The sequence below is a fragment of the Bradyrhizobium sp. Pha-3 genome (assembly GCF_042258615.1).
Lineage (GTDB): Bacteria > Pseudomonadota > Alphaproteobacteria > Rhizobiales > Xanthobacteraceae > Bradyrhizobium.
This window is the reverse complement of sequence record NZ_CP170152.1, coordinates 8,672,410-8,691,501: the sequence shown is the minus strand read 5'-3', so window position 1 is coordinate 8,691,501 and position 19,092 is coordinate 8,672,410. Positions and strand designations below refer to the sequence as shown.

General features: G+C 63.9%; 18 protein-coding genes. 5 read left to right on the top strand and 13 right to left on the bottom strand.

The features are described 5' to 3' along the window. Nucleotides 1-122 precede the first annotated feature (122 nt). A complete protein-coding gene (locus tag ACE10Z_RS40635) occupies nucleotides 123-1,307 on the top strand; it encodes an acyl-CoA dehydrogenase family protein (protein ID WP_375785688.1) in 1,185 nt (394 codons plus the stop codon). Between the two features lie 149 nt (nucleotides 1,308-1,456). After that, the gene (locus tag ACE10Z_RS40630; RefSeq protein WP_375785687.1) at nucleotides 1,457-2,596 is read left to right on the top strand and encodes an acyl-CoA dehydrogenase family protein; all 1,140 of its coding nucleotides are present in this window, start codon (nucleotides 1,457-1,459) and stop codon (nucleotides 2,594-2,596) included. A gap of 175 nt (nucleotides 2,597-2,771) precedes the next feature. Here ACE10Z_RS40630 and ACE10Z_RS40625 read toward each other — a convergent pair whose 3' ends face one another. The 9 genes from ACE10Z_RS40625 to ACE10Z_RS40585 all read right to left on the bottom strand — a co-directional run bounded on the left by ACE10Z_RS40625 (nucleotide 2,772) and on the right by ACE10Z_RS40585 (nucleotide 11,224). Next, nucleotides 2,772-3,809, bottom strand: coding sequence for an amino acid ABC transporter substrate-binding protein (locus ACE10Z_RS40625; protein ID WP_298378829.1), 1,038 nt, complete (start codon nucleotides 3,807-3,809; stop codon nucleotides 2,772-2,774). A 63-nt stretch (nucleotides 3,810-3,872) separates the two neighbouring features. Next, nucleotides 3,873-4,466: a L,D-transpeptidase gene (locus ACE10Z_RS40620; protein WP_229199275.1), complete on the bottom strand. Its 594-nt coding sequence runs from the start codon at nucleotides 4,464-4,466 to the stop codon at nucleotides 3,873-3,875. A gap of 271 nt (nucleotides 4,467-4,737) precedes the next feature. Further along, nucleotides 4,738-4,866 (bottom strand): DUF2474 domain-containing protein, encoded by a 129-nt coding sequence (locus ACE10Z_RS40615; RefSeq protein ID WP_092122578.1) that lies wholly within the window; start codon nucleotides 4,864-4,866, stop codon nucleotides 4,738-4,740. Nucleotides 4,867-4,967: 101 nt separating this feature from the next. Beyond that, entirely contained in the window at nucleotides 4,968-5,978 is a 1,011-nt protein-coding gene (gene cydB / locus ACE10Z_RS40610) for a cytochrome d ubiquinol oxidase subunit II (protein WP_375785686.1), read from the bottom strand. Beyond that, nucleotides 5,975-7,381 (bottom strand): cytochrome ubiquinol oxidase subunit I, encoded by a 1,407-nt coding sequence (locus ACE10Z_RS40605; RefSeq protein WP_375785685.1) that lies wholly within the window; start codon nucleotides 7,379-7,381, stop codon nucleotides 5,975-5,977. Before ACE10Z_RS40605 ends, cydB begins: the two co-directional genes overlap by 4 nt. A gap of 117 nt (nucleotides 7,382-7,498) precedes the next feature. Beyond that, complete coding sequence (locus tag ACE10Z_RS40600; RefSeq protein ID WP_375785684.1) at nucleotides 7,499-8,077, bottom strand: redoxin domain-containing protein; 579 nt, start codon at nucleotides 8,075-8,077, stop codon at nucleotides 7,499-7,501. Nucleotides 8,078-8,095: 18 nt separating this feature from the next. Continuing rightward, nucleotides 8,096-8,791: a cytochrome c biogenesis CcdA family protein gene (locus tag ACE10Z_RS40595; RefSeq protein ID WP_375785683.1), complete on the bottom strand. Its 696-nt coding sequence runs from the start codon at nucleotides 8,789-8,791 to the stop codon at nucleotides 8,096-8,098. Between the two features lie 518 nt (nucleotides 8,792-9,309). Further along, on the bottom strand, nucleotides 9,310-9,921 hold the full coding sequence (locus ACE10Z_RS40590) for a sigma-70 family RNA polymerase sigma factor (RefSeq protein WP_375785682.1): 612 nt from the start codon (nucleotides 9,919-9,921) through the stop codon (nucleotides 9,310-9,312). Between the two features lie 235 nt (nucleotides 9,922-10,156). After that, nucleotides 10,157-11,224, bottom strand: coding sequence for an acyltransferase family protein (locus tag ACE10Z_RS40585; RefSeq protein WP_375785681.1), 1,068 nt, complete (start codon nucleotides 11,222-11,224; stop codon nucleotides 10,157-10,159). Between the two features lie 213 nt (nucleotides 11,225-11,437). On the opposite strand from ACE10Z_RS40585, the gene hrpB reads away from it, so the two are divergent. From hrpB to ACE10Z_RS40570, 3 genes are all read left to right on the top strand, one after another. Beyond that, the gene (gene hrpB / locus ACE10Z_RS40580) at nucleotides 11,438-13,906 is read left to right on the top strand and encodes an ATP-dependent helicase HrpB (RefSeq protein WP_375785680.1); all 2,469 of its coding nucleotides are present in this window, start codon (nucleotides 11,438-11,440) and stop codon (nucleotides 13,904-13,906) included. 222 nt (nucleotides 13,907-14,128) lie between these two features. Continuing rightward, nucleotides 14,129-15,595, top strand: a complete 1,467-nt coding sequence (locus ACE10Z_RS40575; RefSeq protein WP_375785679.1) for an NCS1 family nucleobase:cation symporter-1 — start codon at nucleotides 14,129-14,131, stop codon at nucleotides 15,593-15,595. 333 nt (nucleotides 15,596-15,928) lie between these two features. Next, the gene (locus tag ACE10Z_RS40570) at nucleotides 15,929-16,441 is read left to right on the top strand and encodes a TIGR02281 family clan AA aspartic protease (protein WP_373851899.1); all 513 of its coding nucleotides are present in this window, start codon (nucleotides 15,929-15,931) and stop codon (nucleotides 16,439-16,441) included. A 173-nt stretch (nucleotides 16,442-16,614) separates the two neighbouring features. Here ACE10Z_RS40570 and ACE10Z_RS40565 read toward each other — a convergent pair whose 3' ends face one another. The 4 genes from ACE10Z_RS40565 to ACE10Z_RS40550 form a co-directional block, all read right to left on the bottom strand. Continuing rightward, nucleotides 16,615-17,097: a hypothetical protein gene (locus ACE10Z_RS40565; RefSeq protein ID WP_375785678.1), complete on the bottom strand. Its 483-nt coding sequence runs from the start codon at nucleotides 17,095-17,097 to the stop codon at nucleotides 16,615-16,617. Between the two features lie 176 nt (nucleotides 17,098-17,273). Further along, nucleotides 17,274-17,549, bottom strand: coding sequence for a DUF6881 domain-containing protein (locus ACE10Z_RS40560; protein WP_375785677.1), 276 nt, complete (start codon nucleotides 17,547-17,549; stop codon nucleotides 17,274-17,276). Between the two features lie 63 nt (nucleotides 17,550-17,612). Beyond that, on the bottom strand, nucleotides 17,613-18,005 hold the full coding sequence (locus tag ACE10Z_RS40555; protein WP_375785676.1) for a hypothetical protein: 393 nt from the start codon (nucleotides 18,003-18,005) through the stop codon (nucleotides 17,613-17,615). Nucleotides 18,006-18,204: 199 nt separating this feature from the next. Then, a complete protein-coding gene (locus ACE10Z_RS40550; protein ID WP_375785675.1) occupies nucleotides 18,205-18,846 on the bottom strand; it encodes a hypothetical protein in 642 nt (213 codons plus the stop codon). Nucleotides 18,847-19,092 lie beyond the last annotated feature (246 nt).

Here is a 19,092-nt window from a genome sequence, read left to right as displayed (position 1 = left end):
CCCGATCGCGTGAGGTGAGTAGCGACGCCAGAGCATGGCGCGGCTGCGAGGCATATTGAACTCCGCGGCCGCGCGGGGCTAAGGTCGATTCCAATTCGACGATTTTTTACTGGAAACGCACCATGGCTGACCTCGAGAAATTCCGCGCTGAGACCCGCGCCTGGCTGGAGCAGAACTGCCCGGCGGAGATGCGCAAACCGATGACCTCCGATGGCGACACCTTCTGGGGCGGCCGCAACACGAAATTCTCGTCGGACGCGCAGCGGGTCTGGTTCGAGCGGATGCGCGACAAAGGTTGGACCGTGCCGCACTGGCCGAAGGAATATGGCGGCGGCGGCCTCGACGGCGAGGAAGCCAAGATCGTGCGCCAGGAGATGGCGGCGATCGGCGCGCGCCAGCCGCTGACCTCGTTCGGCATCTCGATGCTCGGACCGGCGCTGCTGAAATACGGCACCGAGGAGCAGAAGAAGGAGCATCTGCCGAAGATCACCGCCGGCCTGATCCGCTGGTGCCAGGGCTATTCCGAGCCGAATGCCGGCTCGGACCTCGCCTCGCTGCAGACCCGCGCGGTCGGCGACGGCGACGACTACATCATCAACGGCCAGAAGATCTGGACATCCTACGCCAACTATGCCGACTGGATCTTCTGCCTGGTGCGTACCGATCCGGCCGCCAAGAAGCACGACGGCATCAGTTTTATTCTCTTTGACATGACGTCGAAGGGGGTTTCCACGAAACCGATCCTGCTGATCTCGGGCTACTCGCCGTTCTGCGAGACCTTCTTCGACAATGTCCGCGTGCCGAAATCGCACGTCGTGGGTACCGTCAACCGCGGCTGGGATGTCGCGAAATATCTGCTGCAGCACGAGCGCGCGATGATCTCGGGCATGGGCGAGCGCGGCGTCGGCCGTCCGCTCGGCCAGATCGCCGCCGACTCGGTCGGCGCGGACGCGCAAGGGCGGCTCGACGACGCCCAGCTGCGCAGCCAGATCGCGAATTTCGAGGTCGACGAGGCCGCGCTCGCCGCGGCGGCGGAGCGCGCGGTCGATCTCGCCAAGGCCGGGCAATCGCATCCGGCGTTCTCCTCGGCGATGAAATATTACGGCACCGAGCTCAACAAGCGGCGCTACGAGATCCTGATGTCGGCGGGCGGCATTGACGCGCTGGAATGGGAGAGCGACCGCTCCAAAGGCGGCGCCCGCCCGCGCGCCTGGCTGCGCACCAAGGCCAATTCGATCGAGGGCGGCACCTCGGAGGTGATGCTCGGCATCGTCGCCAAGCGCATCCTCGATATGCCGGGGGCGTGAAGTCTTTCCGCCGTCATGGCCGGGCTTGACCCGGCCATCCACGTCTTTGTCGCGGCTGGCACAAGACGTGGATGCCCGGCACAAGGCCGGGCATGACGTTCCCTTGAAATTCGCTTGAACGAACAACATCAGATTTATCGGATCCATCCATGGCCCTCGTCCTCACCGAAGAACAATCCATGCTGCGCGACAGTGCGCGCGGACTCATCAGCGACAAGGCGCCGGTGGCGCATTTGCGATCCTTGCGCGACAGCAAGGACTCTACCGGCTTCTCGCGCGAGCTCTGGAAGACCTTTGCCGAGATGGGCTTCTCCGGCCTCCTGGTGCCGGACCAGTTCGGCGGCAGCGGGCTTGGCTGCGTCGAGGCCGGCATCGTCATGGAGGAGATCGGCCGCACCTTGATGCCGTCGCCATTCCTTGCGACCTCGGTGCTTGCGGCCTCGGCGCTGTCGCGCGGCGGCAGCGAGGCGCAGAAGGCGCAGCATCTGCCGAAAATCGCCGACGGCTCGCTGCTCGCAGCGCTCGCGATCGATGAGGGCGCCAAGCATCGCCCGCTGCAGACGAAACTGCAGGCCACGCGTTCCGGCAACGGCTTCAAGCTGTCCGGCGACAAGGCCTTTGTGGTCGACGGCCACACCGCTGATCTTTTGATCGTCGCGGCGCGCACAGCCGGCAGCGCCGGCGACAAGAACGGGTTGACCTTGTTCCTGGTCGATCCGAAGGCCAAGGGGCTCGCGATCGAGCGCACGGCGATGGTCGATTCGCACAACGCGGCGCGCATCGTGTTCGACAATGTCGAGGTCAACGCCGACAGCGTGCTCGGCGAGGTCGACCAGGGGGGCGGGCTGCTCGAGGGCGTGCTCAACATCGGCCGCGGCGCGGTCGCGTCCGAGATGGTCGGCCTCTCCGAAGAGGTGTTCGGCCGCACCGTGACCTATCTGAAGGAACGCAAGCAGTTCGGCAAGGCTATCGGCGAATTCCAGGCGCTGCAGCACCGCGCCGCCGAGCTCTACATCGATATCGAGATCACCCGCGCCGCCGTGCTGAAGGCGTTGCAGGCGCTCGATACGGATATCGAGAAGGCTGCAACCGCTGTCGCGGTGGCCAAAGCGCGCGCCGGCACCACCGCGACGCTGGCCGTCCAGGAAGGCGTGCAGATGCATGGCGGCATGGGCATGACCGACCAGTTCGACATCGGCTTCTTCATGAAGCGCGCCCGCGTCTGCCAGGAACTGTTCGGCGACAGCAATTTCCACACCGACCAGCTGGCGAGCGGCAAGGGGTACTGAGGCGGACGCCTTGGCGTCGCCACGCAACACACTGTCATCGCCCGGCACTCGACCGGGCGATCCAGTATTCCAGAGACGGTTGTGCTTGAGCGGATGGGGCGCGGCGTATGGGTCCCTGCTTTCGCAGGGACGACGGCGTTGTATGTGGCGGCGGCTGTGGCCTGGCTACGCGCCGTTACCTGATCGGCGGGGCGTACTGGACGCCGCCGGCGTTCCAGAGCTGGTTCATGCCGCGCGGAATCTTCAGCCTGGAATCGGCGCCGACGTTGCGGTCGTAGACCTCGCCGTAATTGCCGACATGGCGGATGATGCGGACCGCCCAGTCCTTGGTCAGGCCGAGATCCTCGCCATAGGAACCCTCGGTGCCGACCAGCCGCATCACTTCCGGCTTCTTCGACTTCAGCGCCTCGTCGATATTCTTCGAGGTGATGCCGAGTTCTTCGGCATTGATCATGGCGTAAAGCGTCCACTTCACGATCATCATCCAGTCGTCGTCGCGGAGCCGGACCACCGGTGCCAGCGGCTCCTTGGAGATGATGTCGGCCAGGATGGTGTGGTCGTTCGGCTTGGAGAGGTTGAGCCGCAGCGCATAGAGCTGCGAGGCGTCCGACGTCAGCGTATCGCACTGGCCGGTGTCATAGGCCTTCACGACATCCTCCAGCTTGTCGAACTTCATCTCCGTGTACTTCATGTTGTTGGCACGGAAATAGTCGGCGAGGTTGAGCTGCGTCGTGGTGTTGGCCTGAACGCAGACCTTGCTGCCGTTCAGGTCGAGCGCGGAATCGATGTTGCGCGAGCGCGGCAGCATGAAGCCCTGGCCGTCGTAATAGGCGACCGCCGGGAAATAGAGGTCGTAATTGGTCTCGCGCGACATGCTCCAGGTGGAGTTGCGCGAGAGGATGTCGACCTTGCGGTTCTGCAGCTCCTTGAAGCGTTCGCTGGCGTCGAGCGGAACGAACTTCGCCTTGGTCGGATCGTCGAAGATCGCCGAGGCCACCGCGCGGCAGAAGTCGACGTCGAAGCCGGTCCAGTTGCCCTTGTCATCCGGGATCGAGAAGCCCGGCAGGCCCTTGTTGACGCCGCACAGCACATCGCCGCGTCGGACGGTGCGCTTCAGCGTGCGGGTGTCGTAACGCTCATAGGTGATGGCGGCGGCCGCAACCAGTGCGGCGACCGCGAGCCCGATCGTCAGGCCGCCTCGAAATGTACGCATGGGTTCTCTCTCGCGAATGATCGGGGAAAAACAGGTCGGATATCGAAGGCGGGTGGGTCGAGATTACAGTTCGGGTTTCTGCCGGATGATCACCTTGGTGCCGACGGGAACGCGGTTGTAGAGATCGGCGACGTCGGCGTTGACCAGGCGGAAGCAGCCGGACGAGATCGCGGTGCCGATGGTGTCGGGCCGGTTGGTGCCGTGGATGCGGTACACCGTGGTGCCGAGATACATCGCGCGCGCGCCGAGCGGATTGCCCGGGCCGCCGGCCATGAAGCGCGGCAGGTAGGGCTGGCGGGCGATCATTTCCGGCGGCGGGGTCCAATCCGGCCACTCGGCCTTGCGGGTGATGGTCACCAGCCCCTGCCATTGAAAGCCGTCGCGGCCGACGCCGATGCCGTAGCGGAGCGCGCGGCCGTTGCCTTGCACGAGGTAGAGATGGCGTTCGGCGGTGGAGACGATGATGGTGCCCGGCGCCTCATTGGTCCGGTAGTAGACGACCTGCTTCTGCCATTCCGGATCGAGCTCGTAGCCGTCGTCGGCGATCAGGCCCGGCTCGTCGGCGTCCGGGCGGCTCTGGGCAAAGCCTTGCGACGTCGACAGCACGAGCGCGCCCGTGGCGATCAACATCCAGACCAGGTGACGAAGTTTCGTCATGCACAGCTCTCCTTGTGGCGCGCGGCCAATGGTTGCTCCACCCAAATGCGCATGATCCGCCAAAGTGTGAGCGGTTTGGCGATCAGATCATGCGCCACTTTTAACTTGAGCGCGATCGGACGCAAAACCGGTACCCACTTTTGCTGATCGCGCTCAGCAGCATCAAATCTCAGCGGCAGCTTGATGGCAAGTTTAGGGCGGCGCTACGGGTATATCCCTGTAATGCTTCTGTTTTTTGTCATTGGGCGCCGGAGCGCGCCGGCGGGCCGGCTTATTTCGGTGCAATCCAGAGTCGCAACGCGAATGAGACCAGGGTCACAGTGCCGACGCCGCCGAGCCAGAGCGCTGCGAACCACAGCAGGCGCTGGCCGAGCGGCCGCTGATTCGGCACGAGAGCCATTTCCGTTCCGATGGAATCGGAACGGGGCTCTCGATTCCCGTCTTGACGCGTTTTCTTGACGCGAACCGGGATCCACTTCGCTGGAAAACGCTCTGTCGGCATCAGTGGTATCCGTGGCCGGGGCGCACCTTGCCGCGGAACACCCAATAGGCCCAGGCGGTGTAACCGAGGATCAGCGGCACCAGGATGGAGACCCCGAACAGCATGAAGATCTGGCTGTTCGCAGGCGACGCCGCCTGCCAGATCGTGATGCTCTGCGGCACGATGTACGGATACATGCTGATGCCGAGCCCGGCATAGGACAGTGCGAAAAGTCCGAGCGTCAGGAAGAACGGCTGGTGGTCGTTCTTGTTGCTGAGTGCGCGCAGCAAGAGCGCGGTGACGGCAGCCACCGCGATCGGTACCGGCGCAGTGAGGATGATGTTGGGCCAGGCGAACCAGCGCTGGGTGTACTGCACGGCCAGGAACGGCGTTGCGATGCTGACGGCGCCGATCGCGCAAAGCATCGCGACCAACAACATCCAGCTCAGATGATAGGCGCGCTCGCGCAGTTCGCCTTCGGTCTTCATCACCAGCCAGGTTGCGCCCAGCAGCGCATAGCCGATCACCAGCGCAATGCCGGTCAGGACGCTGAACGGCGTCAGCCAGTCCCACCAGCCGCCGGCGTAGTGGCGTCCCTCGACATGGATGCCCTGCAGGATGGCGCCGAGCGCGATCCCCTGCGCCAGCGTCGCGACCAGCGAGCCGCCGGCGAAGGCGAGGTCCCATTTGTTGCGCGCCTTCTGGGTCCGCCAGCGGAATTCGAAGGCGACGCCGCGGAACACGAGGCCGAGCAGCATCGCGATCATGGGCGTGTAGAGCGCCGGCATCAGCACCGCATAGGCCAGCGGAAACGCCGCCATCATGCCGCCGCCGCCGAGCACCAGCCAGGTCTCGTTGCCGTCCCACACCGGCGCCACCGTGTTCATGATGACGTCGCGATCGGCCTTTTGCGGAAACAGTGGAAACAGGATGCCGAGGCCGAGGTCGAAGCCGTCCATCACGACATAGACGAACACGGCGAAGGCGATGATGAAGGCCCAGATCGTGGTCAGATCGACGGCTAAGCTCATCGCGCACCCTCCACGGCAGCACCTGCCGCCGGCGTGATGCCGGCCGCACGGGCGGGAAGGTCTTTCGTCGGGCCCTGCTCGCCGGGATGCGGTGGCTGCGCCATCAGCCGCAGGATGTAGATCACGCCGGCGGCGAACACGGCGAAATAGACGATGATGAAGGCGATCAGCGAGGAGCCCACCGCCGGCGCCGCCAGCGGCGATGCCGAATCGGTGGTGCGCAGCAGCCCGTAGACGGTGAACGGCTGCCGCCCGGTCTCGGTGGTGATCCAGCCGGCGAGCACCGCGATGAAGCCGGCCGGGCCCATCAGGACCGCGAAGCGATGCAGCAGCTGTGACTGGTACATCATGCCGCGCCAGCGCATCAGCAGGCTGAACAGGCCGAGGCCGAGGATCAGGAAGCCGAGTCCGACCATGATGCGGAACGACCAGAAGGTGATCGGCACCGGCGGCCAGTTCTCGCGCGGCACGGTGTCGAGGCCGGCGAGCGGTGCATCGAGCGAATGCTTCAGGATCAGCGACGACAGTTTCGGCACCTCGATCGCATACTTCACCTTCGCCTCACGCTGGTCGGGCCAGCCGAACAAGATCAGCGGCGCACCGTCCTTGTGGCTTTGATAATGGCCTTCCATCGCCATCACCTTGGCCGGCTGGTGCTCCAGCGTGTTGAGGCCGTGCTGGTCGCCGGCGAGGATCTGGATCGGCGCCACCAAGGTCGCCATCCACATCGCCATCGAGAACATCACGCGCGGGCCCGCGAGATGCTGGTCGCGCAGCAGGTGCCAGGCGCCGACGGCGCCGACCACGAGCGAGGTGGTGAGATACGCCGCCAGCACCATGTGCACGAGGCGATAGGGGAATGAGGGATTGAAGATCACCTTCAGCCAGTCGGCGGCGACGAACTGGCCGTCGGCATTGATCGCTTGACCAGCCGGTGTCTGCATCCAGGAATTCGCCGACAGAATCCAGAACGCCGAGATCAGCGTGCCGATCGCGACCATCAGCGTCGCCACGAAATGCAGCCTGGGGCCGACACGTTCGAGCCCGAACAGCATCACGCCGAGAAAGCCGGCCTCGAGGAAGAATGCGGTCAGAACCTCATAGGCCATCATCGGGCCGATCACCGGCCCGGTCTTGTCGGCAAAGGCCGACCAGTTGGTGCCGAACTGGTAGGACATCACGATGCCCGAGACCACGCCCATGCCGAACGCGACCGCGAAGATCTTCAGCCAGTAATTGAACAGGTTGATGTAGACCTCGCGCTTGGTGGTCAGCCACAGCGCTTCGAGCACCGCAAGGTAGCTCGCAAGCCCGATCGAGAATGCCGGAAACACGATGTGGAACGACATCGTGAAAGCGAATTGCGCGCGGGCGAGTACGACCGCATCCCAGCCTTCGAACATCACGCACCGTCCGTCGTCATTTCGGCGCGATCACGTTCGGGATCGCGCACTCCCGGCGTTGAGCCTAGCATGCCGGGAATGACGGCGGATTGTCCAATTAGCTGACAAATTGTCCAATCAGCTATTGGCGTTGAGCAGCCGGGCGACGGTGCGGTCGATCTCGTCGTACTGGCCCTCGCCGGCATGCTGGAAGACGATCTTGCCGTTCTGGTCGATGATGTATTGCGCCGGCCAATACTCGTTGTGGTAGGCGTTCCAGGTCTGCGAATTGTTGTCCTGCGCCACCGGATACAGGATGCCGTGCCGTTTCAGCGCCGCCTGCACGTTGGAGGCCGAATGCTCGAACGGGAATTCCGGCGTGTGGACCCCGATCACGACGAGGCCGCGATCCCGGTACTTTGAATAAAGTTGGGTCACGTGCGGCAGCGTGTTGACGCAGTTGACGCAGCCATAGGTCCAGAAATCCACCAGCACGACCTTGCCGCGCAGGTCGGCAAGCTTGAGCGGCTGCGAATTGAACCAGTTGCTGATGCCGGCGAATTCGGGCGCGCTCTGGCTCTGCGCCGTCGTCATCGCGGTGGCCATCGGAACGGGCACGGCCGGCGCATTGGACTCGGTGCAGAGGCCGGGGATGACGGCGCCGCCGAGGCCAAGGCCCGCCACCAGAGTGGATACAGCAATCAAGCGCAGGGACATCGATATCTCCTCATAAGCTCACAGGCCGATCTGGCCGTTGGGATAGAACTGGGTCAGCCACGCCACGATCAGCGTGTCGTATTGCAGGTAGGACAGCGCGGCGAAGGCGATGATCACGACGCCAAATCCCTGTTGGAGCCGCGGCGCGATCCGCGCCATGCTACGCACGCGGGTGGTGACGGCCTGCCCGCCATAGGCAATGGCAAGCATCGGGATCGCGGCGCCGATCGCGTAGGTGACGAGTTGCAGGCTCGCCCACGCGGTATCCTTCGAGGTCGCGACGATGGTCAGGATCGAACCGAGCACGGGACCGGCGCAGGGTGTCCACACCAGGCCGAGCGTAGAGCCGAGCACGAAGCCGCCGAACAGGCTCTGCGACGGCGCGGCCTGGCTGACGCTGCCTGCGGCGCCGGTCAGCCGGATCGACAGCCATTCGAACGGCGCCGGCCAGATCATCAGGAGGCCGAAGCCCGCGAGCAGGATCGCCGCGCCGGTCCGCAGCAGGTTCGGGTCGAAATCGAAGGCGCGCGTGATCGCACTCAGCAGCAATGCCACCGCAGAGAATGACATCACGAAGCCGAGCGCGATCATCGCGGGCCGCGCCTTGCCGGTCTGGCCTATCGATACCCCAAGCAGGATCGGCAGCATCGGTAGGGTGCAAGGCGCGGCGACGGTGGCGACACCGGCAAGCAGGGCAAGGGCAAGGCTGAGCATCGTCGTCCGTCCATCAGAAGTCCGGGCACGCCAGAGGGCCGTGCCCGGTACGCCTGATGTTCTTCGCGAGGACGGCGTAGGCCGTTACGGCATCCGGGCGAGGCTGACGTCACGTCAGCGTGAGGCCGATGTCATGCGCTGCGCGGCTCGCGCCACCCAATCGGTGTTACCCATATCCCCGGTCCGCACATCAAGCCGGGGGACGACAGTCTTTTTGCGGCCGAATCTGTTCCCGCATGACCGTCCCCACCTGCCGCGCCAAAAACAGAGCGACCCGGCTGGGGGGCATCCCGGCCGGGTCGTTGGAGGTTACTTGGGAGGTTAGAACTAGGGAGGTATCGAAACTGGGTCAGTGAATTGGGGTTGGGGTTGCGTCGTTGGATATCGGTATAGAGATCGCGTTTTTCCGGGTGATGTCGTCGTTTGTTTCAATTGTTTCGTCGCCGGACTTTTTTGGCTTCGTGGACAATTGCCCGGGGTTGCTTGATCTCCTCCTAAATATCTGAATTCGCTTTGCTTTAGGCCGCGACGCTGTCCACGCCGGCGCCCCTCAGGAGGTCGGCGAGCTGCTTGCGGGCATAGAACATGCGGGTCTTCACCGTGCTCTGCGGGATACCGATGATCTGGCCGGCCTCCTCGACCGACTTCTCATGGTAGTAGACCAGATTGATGATCTCGCGGTGGGCCGGCGACAGCTTGGCCACGCAGGCGCGCAGGATCTCGCTGGTGGTGGCGCGATCGAGCGAGGTTTCCGGCGTGTCGGCGCCATCGGCGATCTCCAGCACGTCCTCCTGGTCGATATCCTCATGCCTGCGCTGGCGCAGCGCGGTCAGCGCCTTGAAGCGGGCGATCGACAGCAGCCAGGTCGAGACCTGCGAGCGGCCCTCGAACTGGGCCGCGGTGCGCCAGACGTCGAGGAACACCTGGCTCACCAGGTCCTCGGCCATCGTGGTGTCGCGCACCATGCGGAGCACGAAGCGGTAAACCCGGACGTTGTGACGGGCATAGAGCGTGTGCATCGAGGTGCGGTCGTTCTTGGCGATCTGCTCGAGCAGCGTTTCATCCGAGATCGCGCGTGCAGCATCGATGTGCTTCTTGGCTGCTGAGTTGATGGCGATGACGTTCGGCATGACAGGCTCCCAGTTCGCCGTTGAGCGGCGGTTCGTTGGGAGAATTGTTAGTTAGCGCCCGTTTCCGGATGTCTGCGCGAAAAGCGGAAAATGGTTTCGTGACCGGGAGAATTGTTTCGTCGCGGCCCTGGCGACGAAACATTCGGGACCAAAAAGCCAGTCATTTCAAGGTGCGGAAAATTAGATCAGGCGAGTTCGCCCTTGCTGGAACGAATCCGGGCCATGACTTTTGGCACTATTCGGCCGCCTGCAGAGCGGGAGCTGCCTTTTTCGGGGCAATCCAGAACGCGTCGGGCCGCTCGAACAGGAAATTGGCCCGGGCCGCCAGCGCCAGCCGCCAGATCAGCAGGGAGCCTGCGACCCCGATCGCGGTGACGATCAGCGAGACCCAGCCGATGTCGTGGATGACGCCGAACCGCAGCAGCAGGGTGCGTGACGCGGCCATCGGCAGGAAGAAGGCAAGATAGATCGCGATCGAGTGCTCGCCGCAGAAGCGCAGGAAGCCGAGCCAGTGCGCGCGCGCCAAGAGCGTGCCGGTCACGATGATCGCGCAGGCGCCGGCAAGCCCGAGCGCCAGCGAGACGACCGGCCATTCACTGACATCGAGCGCAACCAGGCCGCCATTGACGAGCGCCCAGAGCCCAAGCCCCAGCAGTGCAAATGCAGGCCGCGCCCGCGCGCGGTCCGACAGCGCGAACACGTAAGCCGCGAGCACATAGCCGGTGAAGAAGTAGACGAAGCGGGCGCAGAACTCGTCGATCACGGTCCAGCCGGTCACGACATGCGCGCTCTCCAGTGCTGCCGCGACCAGCCAGATCGCGAGCGGGTGGATGTTGCGCGTGAGCTTGGTGACGACGAAGAAGATCGGCAGCAGATAGATGAACCACAGCGTGCCGAACGGCTCGATGAAGGCCTCGAGATATTGCAGCCCGACCGCGGCCCAGCCGGCCTCAGCAGCCAGCGACGGTGCCTTGAAGCCGAACTGGATCGTCACCCACAGCACGTAGAAATAGGCGAAGTGCATCACCTTGCGGTCGAGATAGGTGCGCCAGTCGCGATCGATCACGACCGACAGGAACAGCCCCGAGATCAGGAAGAAGTCCGGCATCCGGAACGGTTTTGCGAACATCACGACATAATGCATGAAGCCGGTCTGCTCGGCGGCCTTCTCGACCCCCAGCACCGAGTGCATCATCACGACCATGACGATGCAGATCCCCTTGGCATAGTCGACCCAATCGACGCGCGCGGCCGCGTTCCCGGCGGAACGATCCGTCGCAGCCTGTGTGCCGTTTGTGGTCATCCTTGTCCCGTTCCGGCGTGATCGGGCCTATCATCGGCCCGATCGGTTGCTTTCTCCTTTACCCATACAAATGATGTGCCGCCGAAGGCGGGCCTATCCCCGGTTCCCTGTAACCGGCGAATGGTCTAAGAGGCCCGGAAATCCTAGAAGAAGCCGTGCTTCGTTAACCACAGGACGCAGGTCGGCCGAGCGCCGCTGCCGCGATGAGACCGCTTGCCGCACCACTTCGATAGCCCGCTGCCGATCGACGCCGTGCTCGATGAGCTCGACCGCACGCTCGATCGCCATAATGCCGCAGTGCTGGTCGCGCCGCCGGGCGCCGGCAAGACCACGCGCGTGCCGCTGGCGTTGCTCGATGCGCCCTGGGCCAAGGGCAAGAAGATCATCGTGCTGGAGCCGCGCCGCATCGCCGCGCGCGCCAGCGCCGAGCGGATGGCGAAGACGCTCGGCGAGCGGCCCGGGGAGACCGTCGGCTATCGCGTGCGCTTCGGCTCGAAAGTGTCGCGCGCGACGCGGATCGAGGTCGTGACCGAGGGCATCTTCTCGCGCCAGATCCTCGACGATCCCGAACTTACCGGCGTCGCCGCGGTGCTGTTCGACGAATTCCACGAGCGCTCGCTCGATGCCGATCTCGGGCTGGCGCTGGCGCGCGACGCGCAAACCGGCCTGCGCGAGGATCTGCGCATCCTCGTGATGTCGGCCACGCTCGACGGCGCGCGGGTCGCAAGGCTGCTCGGCGATGCGCCTGTCGTCGAGAGCGAGGGGCGCGCCTTTCCGGTCGAGACCCGCTATGTCGGTCGCAAGGTCGACGCGCCGCTGGAGCGGCAGATGGCGGAGACGATCGCGACCGCGCTGCGCGCCGATGCCGGCTCGGTGCTGGCCTTCCTGCCGGGCGCGGCCGAAATCCGCCGCACCCAGACCTTCCTCGCCGAGCGCGTGCATGACGCTTCGGTCGAGATCGTGCCGCTGTTCGGCGCGCTCGATGCCGCCGTGCAGGATCGTGCCATCGCGCCGGCGCCGAAGGGCACGCGCAAGGTGGTGCTGGCGACCTCGATCGCCGAAACCTCGCTGACCATCGAGGGCGTGCGCATCGTGGTCGATTCCGGCCTGGCGCGGGTGCCGCGCTACGAGCCGGATATCGCGCTGACCCGGCTCGAGACGGTGCGCGCCTCGCGCGCCGCGGTCGATCAACGGCGCGGCCGCGCCGGTCGTACCGAGCCCGGGGTTTGCTACCGTCTCTGGGACGAGCCGCAGACCGCCTCGCTCCCGGCCTATACCGCACCCGAGATCCTCTCCGCCGACCTGTCCTCGCTGGTGCTCGACCTCGCGCAATGGGGCGTCAGCGATCCCTCAAGCCTTGCCTTCCTCGACCCGCCACCGGGACCGGCGCTGAAGGAAGCAAGATCGCTGCTCGGCGAGCTCGGCGCACTCGACGATGACGGCCGCATCACCGAGGAGGGCAAGAGCCTGCGCGCGCTGGCGCTGCCGCCGCGGCTGGCGCGCATGATCGTGGATTCCGCGCGCTTCGGTGCCGGCGAGGAGGCGGCCGAGATCGCCGCCGTGCTGACCGAGCGCGGGCTCGGCGGCGACAGCGTCGATCTCGACCACAGGCTCGACCAATTCCGCCGCGACCGCTCGCAGCGCGCATCGAGCGCGCGCAGCATGGCCGCGCGCTGGGCTGCGCAGGTGAAGGTGGCGGTGAGCGAGCCGAAGGATCTCTCGACCGGCGTCATGCTGGCCTTCGCGTTTCCGGACCGCGTCGCGAAAAACCGCGGCAATGGCAGCTTCGTGCTGGCCAATGGCCGCGGCGCCGCCGTCGAGCAGACCGCGGCGCTGGCGCGGCTGCCCACTATCGCGGTCGCCGAACTGACCGGGACGGCGGCGAACGGCCGCATCCTGCTGGCGGCGCCGATCACCCAGGACGAGATCGAGCAGCGCTTCGCCGACCAGATCGAGAACGTGGAAGAGGTGACGTTCGACCGCGGCGCGATGGCGCTGCGCGCGCGCCGCCGGCGTTCGCTGCACGCGATCACGCTGTCGGAAGCGCCGATGCCGCTCAAGCCGTCGGCCGAGACCGCGCGTGTCTTCGCCGACGGCCTGATCGCGGCCGGGCTCGACCGGCTGCCGTGGTCGAAGCATTCCAAGCAGTGGCGCGACCGAATCATGTTCCTGCGCAAGGCCGAGGACGAAAGCTGGCCCGATCTGTCGGACACGGCACTTGCGGCGCGCGCCGACGACTGGCTGGTGCCCGCGCTGTACGACAAGACCGCGCTGAAGGATCTGTCCGCCGGCGACCTGTCGGACGCGCTGATGACGTTGTTGCCGTGGGACTTGCGCGCGCGGCTCGATCGCGAGGCGCCGACGCATTTCGAGGCGCCGACCGGAACGCAGCTTGCGATCGATTACGAGGCCGAGCAGGGCCCGACCATCGCGGTGCGGCTGCAGGAGCTGTTCGGGCTCAACACCCATCCCTCGATCGCCAGGGGCGTGGTGCCGCTGGTGCTGGAGCTGCTGTCGCCGGCGCAGCGCCCGGTGCAGGTGACGCGCGATCTGCCCGGTTTCTGGCGCGGCAGTTACGCTGCAGTCCGTTCCGACCTGCGCGGCCGCTATCCGCGCCATCCCTGGCCGGAAGATCCCGCCAGCGCGATGCCGACAAGGCGGGTGAAACCGCGCGGCACTTGAAATTTCGAGCGCAGTCGGCACTCGGGAACATTTGACTCGCTCCCCGTCATGGCCGGGCTCGTCCCGGCCATCCACGTCTTCCTTTGCCCGAGGGATGCATAGACGTGGATGCCCGGCACAAGGCCGGGCATGACGACCTCTAGCGCTGGCGAGCGCCGGCAAACGGTGGTTAGATTTGCGGGCTGGGATGGGATCACGGGCTCGCACATTGGGGACGCTGCCATGAACCTCAAGAATCTGGAGATCAAGAACGCATCGCCGTCGCTGTACAACGAAGATTTGGCGCCGGCCAAGGAACGCAACTGGGGCGCCTTCAGCATCTTCAACGTCTGGACCTCGGACGTGCATAGCCTGTGGGGCTATTACCTCGCCGCCAGCCTGTTCCTGCTCTGCGGCAGCTTCGTCAACTTCATCATCGCGATCGGCGCCGGCTCGCTGGTGATCTTCGTGCTGATGAGCCTGATCGGCAATGCCGGCGTGAAGACCGGCGTGCCCTATCCGGTGCTGGCGCGGGCCTCGTTCGGGATCTGGGGCGCCAATATTCCGGCGCTGGTGCGCGCCATCGTCGCCTGCTTCTGGTACGGCGCGCAGACCGCGGCGGCCTCGGGCGCGATCGTCGCGTTGCTGACGCGCATCGACAGCTTCAAGGCGTTCCACCAGTCCAGCCATGTGCTCGGCCATTCCGGGCTCGAGGTGATCTGCTTTGTCGTGATCTGGGCGCTGCAGCTCCTGATCATCCAGCGCGGCATGGAGACGGTGCGCCGCTTCCAGGACTGGGCGGGGCCGGCGGTGTGGCTGATGATGCTGATCCTTGCGATCTATCTCTGCATCGCGGCCGGCGGCATCTCGCTCACTGCGCCGATCCCGCAGGACGTGCTGCTGGAGAAGACCAAGGAGGCCGGCGTGCCCGGCGAGCCCGGTAGCTTTCCGGCGCTCTGCGCCGTCGCTGCGACCTGGATCACCTATTTCGCGGCGCTCTATCTCAATTTCTGCGACTTCTCGCGTTACGCACCCGACGCCAAGGCGCTGCGCAAGGGCAATATCTGGGGCCTGCCGGTCAACCTGATCCTGTTCTCGCTGGTTGCCGGCGTCACCACGATCGCAGCGTTCAACGTCTATCACGAGGTGCTGCTGCATCCCGACCAGATCTCGGCGAAGTTCGGCAGCTGGTTTCTGGCGCTGCTCGCTGCGGTCACCTTCGCGGTGGCGACGCTCGGCATCAACGTGGTCGCCAATTTCGTCTCGCCGGCGTTCGATTTCTCGAACGTGTTTCCGCGGCATATCGACTTCAAGAAGGGCGGCTACATCGCGGCGCTGATCGCGCTGGCGCTGTATCCGTTCGCGCCCTGGGAGGGCAGTGCCGCCTCGTTCGTCGGGCTGATCGGCGCGACCATGGGGCCGATCTTCGGCATCATGATGGTCGATTATTATTTGATCGCCAAAGGTCGCGTGAACGTGCCGGCGCTGTACCAGGAGGACGGCGAGTATCGCTTCCAGAACGGCTGGAACGTCAGTGCGCTGATCGCAGCCGCGATCGGCGCCCTGTTCTCGTCGGTGCTGCCGAACTTCACCTCGATCCTGCCGGCCTGGTGGGCGGTCTATGGCTGGTTCTTCGGGGTCGGGATCGCGGGCGCGGTGTATTACGCGCTGCGCGTTGCGATGCCGAGCCCGGTCGCGAAAACGGCCTGAGGGCGAGGTCGTCTGAAAGTTCGCCCAAAGCAGGATTGGTTTGGGTTGAATCGGGACCGCAGACTAGGCTCACCTCTCCCCAACGGGGAGAGGTCGATTTGCGCAGCAAATCGGGTGAGGGGCCGCGGCTCCAACGACAGAGCGTACCCCCTCACCCGGCGCTACGCGCCGACCTCTCCCAAGGGAGAGGTGAACTTCCGCCGCCTCTCGTAGGTCATCTTAACTCTTCGCTCATCCTTTTCGCCAAAATGGCAGCCTCGCGCTGCCGCCCTCGCTCGCGGCGGGGCGGCGGGCGTGGTGAAATTGCGTGTTCGGTTTTCCGAGTATGGTGTCATGCGTAACCTGATGATTTTCGCGGCCATCCTGATCGGGCTGGGCACCTTCATGGCCCAGATGGCCAGCAAGATGGCGCCCGCCGCCGCGACCACCGCCAAGCAGACCGTTGCCCCCGCCGTCACGGTGGCGCAGGCCAGCGCCCGCACGCTCAGCATCGCGCCCGATCCGCGCGGTCACTTCGCGACCGACGGCCGGATCGACGGCCAGCGCATCAACTTCATGGTCGACACCGGCGCCTCCGTGGTGGCCCTGAACGAGACCTCGGCCGCGCGCTTCGGGCTGCGCCCGGTGCCGGGCGATTACACCTCGCGCGTCACCACCGCCAACGGCACCATCAAGGCGGCGCGGGCCCACCTCGCCATGATCGAGATCGGCGGCCTCACCGTGCGCGACGTCGATGCGCTGGTGCTGCCGGACGAGGCGTTGTCGGAAAACCTGCTCGGCCTGTCCTTCCTGTCGAAGCTGAAGCGCTTCGAATACGCCAACGGCAAATTGTTGCTGGAGCAGTAAGGCCGCGCTTTCGCACTGCGAGGGAATTCAGGGCGCGCTGCTTGTTCACATTTTGGGAATGAGAGGGTATTCGAGTCGATCTTCGCGACGGCGCGGCATTTGCGCCAGACGTTCGCGGGCAACATCAGACCGGAGGCGCTTGCGCAGAGTGTCGAGCCGGTCTCCCGGCGTACTCACTGCAAGTCCCTTTCGTACTCCCTAATTTCGTGATCCTGATCGTCGACATTCGGATAGCGCTCTACCTGATAGCAGAAAACCCTATCACGAAATTTGAATATCGTGCGTTTTACACGCTCGTCGTTGTCCGACGATTTTCCAATAAGAGATATGCCCAGACCGGCATCGTCGCCCGATAGCGCCAGCCCCTCCACCGAAAAAGAAAAACCGGATAGACACGCTTTCGGCACGTCAATCCATTGCCCATTGTGCTCGATGCGCATCGAGCGTTCCAAGTTTGCTCCAAACCCTTCCTTTTCCGGGTTCCGGTCGCAGACTGTCTTGAGGGAGCGAAGTTCGATCCTCGCAAGATCTTGACCTTTGTAATTTTTGAAATTCAGAATCGCAACATCCGCTGCACACCAGGGACTAGAGTTCGCCTTACATAACGTTGAACTGAGTAGAAGACATAGAGCTGCAGCGAGCGCGATCGTTTTCATCGACGTCCTCAGTATTTGTATCGATTCCAATCCGGCATCGGCGACCCCGTTGGCTTGCCGTTATGCCAATACAATCCGCCCCATACCAAGATCCGACCCATGCGCTGTAATCTGGTACTTTCTGGGAATAAGCACCCGCATTTCTTCGATTTCCATCAGGCGGCAGCGAAACCCGTTTACGCCGTCGCCATTGCCCAGATTTTTTCGAACTCGGCCTTTGAGATCACTTCCGGCTCGAACTTCGGATTGGCGGCGATCTCCTCAACAGACGGCAATGGCATCTGACCCAGGCCCGTGTCCCCGACCTCAACTTCAGCATCGGCATACCCGATCCTTCCGTCGGGAAAGATTTCGACCTTACGAAGCTCCCAATGTTCGTGATCCAGCTCGCTGTAGATCAACACTGGTCGGTGGGGTAACGCGTGAATCCACTTCACCTTGAGGTAGGTCATTGGTCGGATACCTTGCTGCGGCGGGCCTTGCGGCTTGGACTGGGCCAGCTTGGCATTTTTCGTCTATTGCGGAGTTACCTCCACGCACTGAGCGGGGTCTGAAATACAGAACTCAGTTTTCCCGGTAGTCTGATCGATTTTCCAAGAGCCTAACACCGGCAATCCGCCAAAAATGTTTGAAATCCCTCGCTGTACGTTAGGTCCTTTGCCGGTCGGTTTCTCTGGAAGGCCGGGCCGCTCGGTGCATTGACCGGTCAATTGCTTGGTCTCGGCGTCGAGGACTGCGGTGCAATGATGAAGCTTCTGGTTCTTGTGGTCGAGGCGTTCGACCGCATAATGGTTTACCCCAGTCTCCACAGTCGCAAACTCAGCGAAAATTTCGTAATCCGCAGCGAGCCCAACGGTCGCCGTCACGGTTAGCGAAAGTGCGAGTATCCCGGTCTTCAGAAGCTTCATAAGACCTCTCCATGTCTTCCCCTGTGGTGCGGACCATGTACCCGTCTCGCAGGAATTCGGACCACGTCCACCATTGCACCGAAAGCAGAAGGAGATTCATCGCGTTAGAGGCTGTGCTGCGGACCATTTGACGACGCTTCCAGAAGCTTGACCCAAATTCAGAGCGAAGCCTCGAATCATGCGCCACGACCGCGGTTGTTCAGTAGCCCTTGTACTCTCTGACACTCAGGAGATTTGGATTACCTTCAACCGGGGTCGCTACCAACAAGCCAGTTGGGTCGGCAGCGGTGATTATTCTCAAATTACTGCTACCGGGTTCTGAGAACGTTAGCGTATGTCCATAAACCCCACCGAAATTCGTGGGTTTGGCGTTTTCAGTGGCAGCGATTGTGAGATTACGGTTGGCAGTCGTAACCTGAGGGCCTTCTGGCGGGGTGCCAGTCGAGTTTCTTGCGTAAAAGTAGCTGTCAACCTTACCATGTTCAAGCAAGGGAATTGGGCCACCGTGTGATGGAAGAGAGTCTGTTGGCGTCGGATTAGCTTGGCCGCTAAACGGAGCAGTTTTGGCTGCGTCCTGATCCAAAGTCGGGTTGGGGACACGACCAGCGGGGCCGATACTGCCGCCTACCGATCCGCTGGGATCACTGCCTGCAGCCGGCGCATCGGCATTGGGTTGACCGGCTCCCGTTGGTCGCTGTTGCTGCGGCTGGGCCTGAGCTTGTTGAATCTGCGCCTGTTGAGTTACGCCATCCGCGGCGAACGGATCGTAGTCAACGGGAACGAGTGAGTAGTCACCGAAATCCGGCTGATGGTCGACCGGCACCAGAGAGTAATCAGGCATCATTATCACCTGTAGATATTGCGGACACCTTCGGGTGAGCCCGTGCGTGACCGCACCTCGCGGAGAAGGCTGGGTTGGCTTTATGAGTTGAAGGCAAGTGCTTGAGTGACGGCTTGCGCGAGGGCGCGGAAGTGTCGCTTCCGGTTCGGCTTGCGTACCGTCTTGGCCGGGCGCCCGCCTGTCGGCGGGGTCGGCCCTGGCTGTCAGCCAGTTCGGTTCGTTGCGGTGGCCAATTTCGGTGCGCTC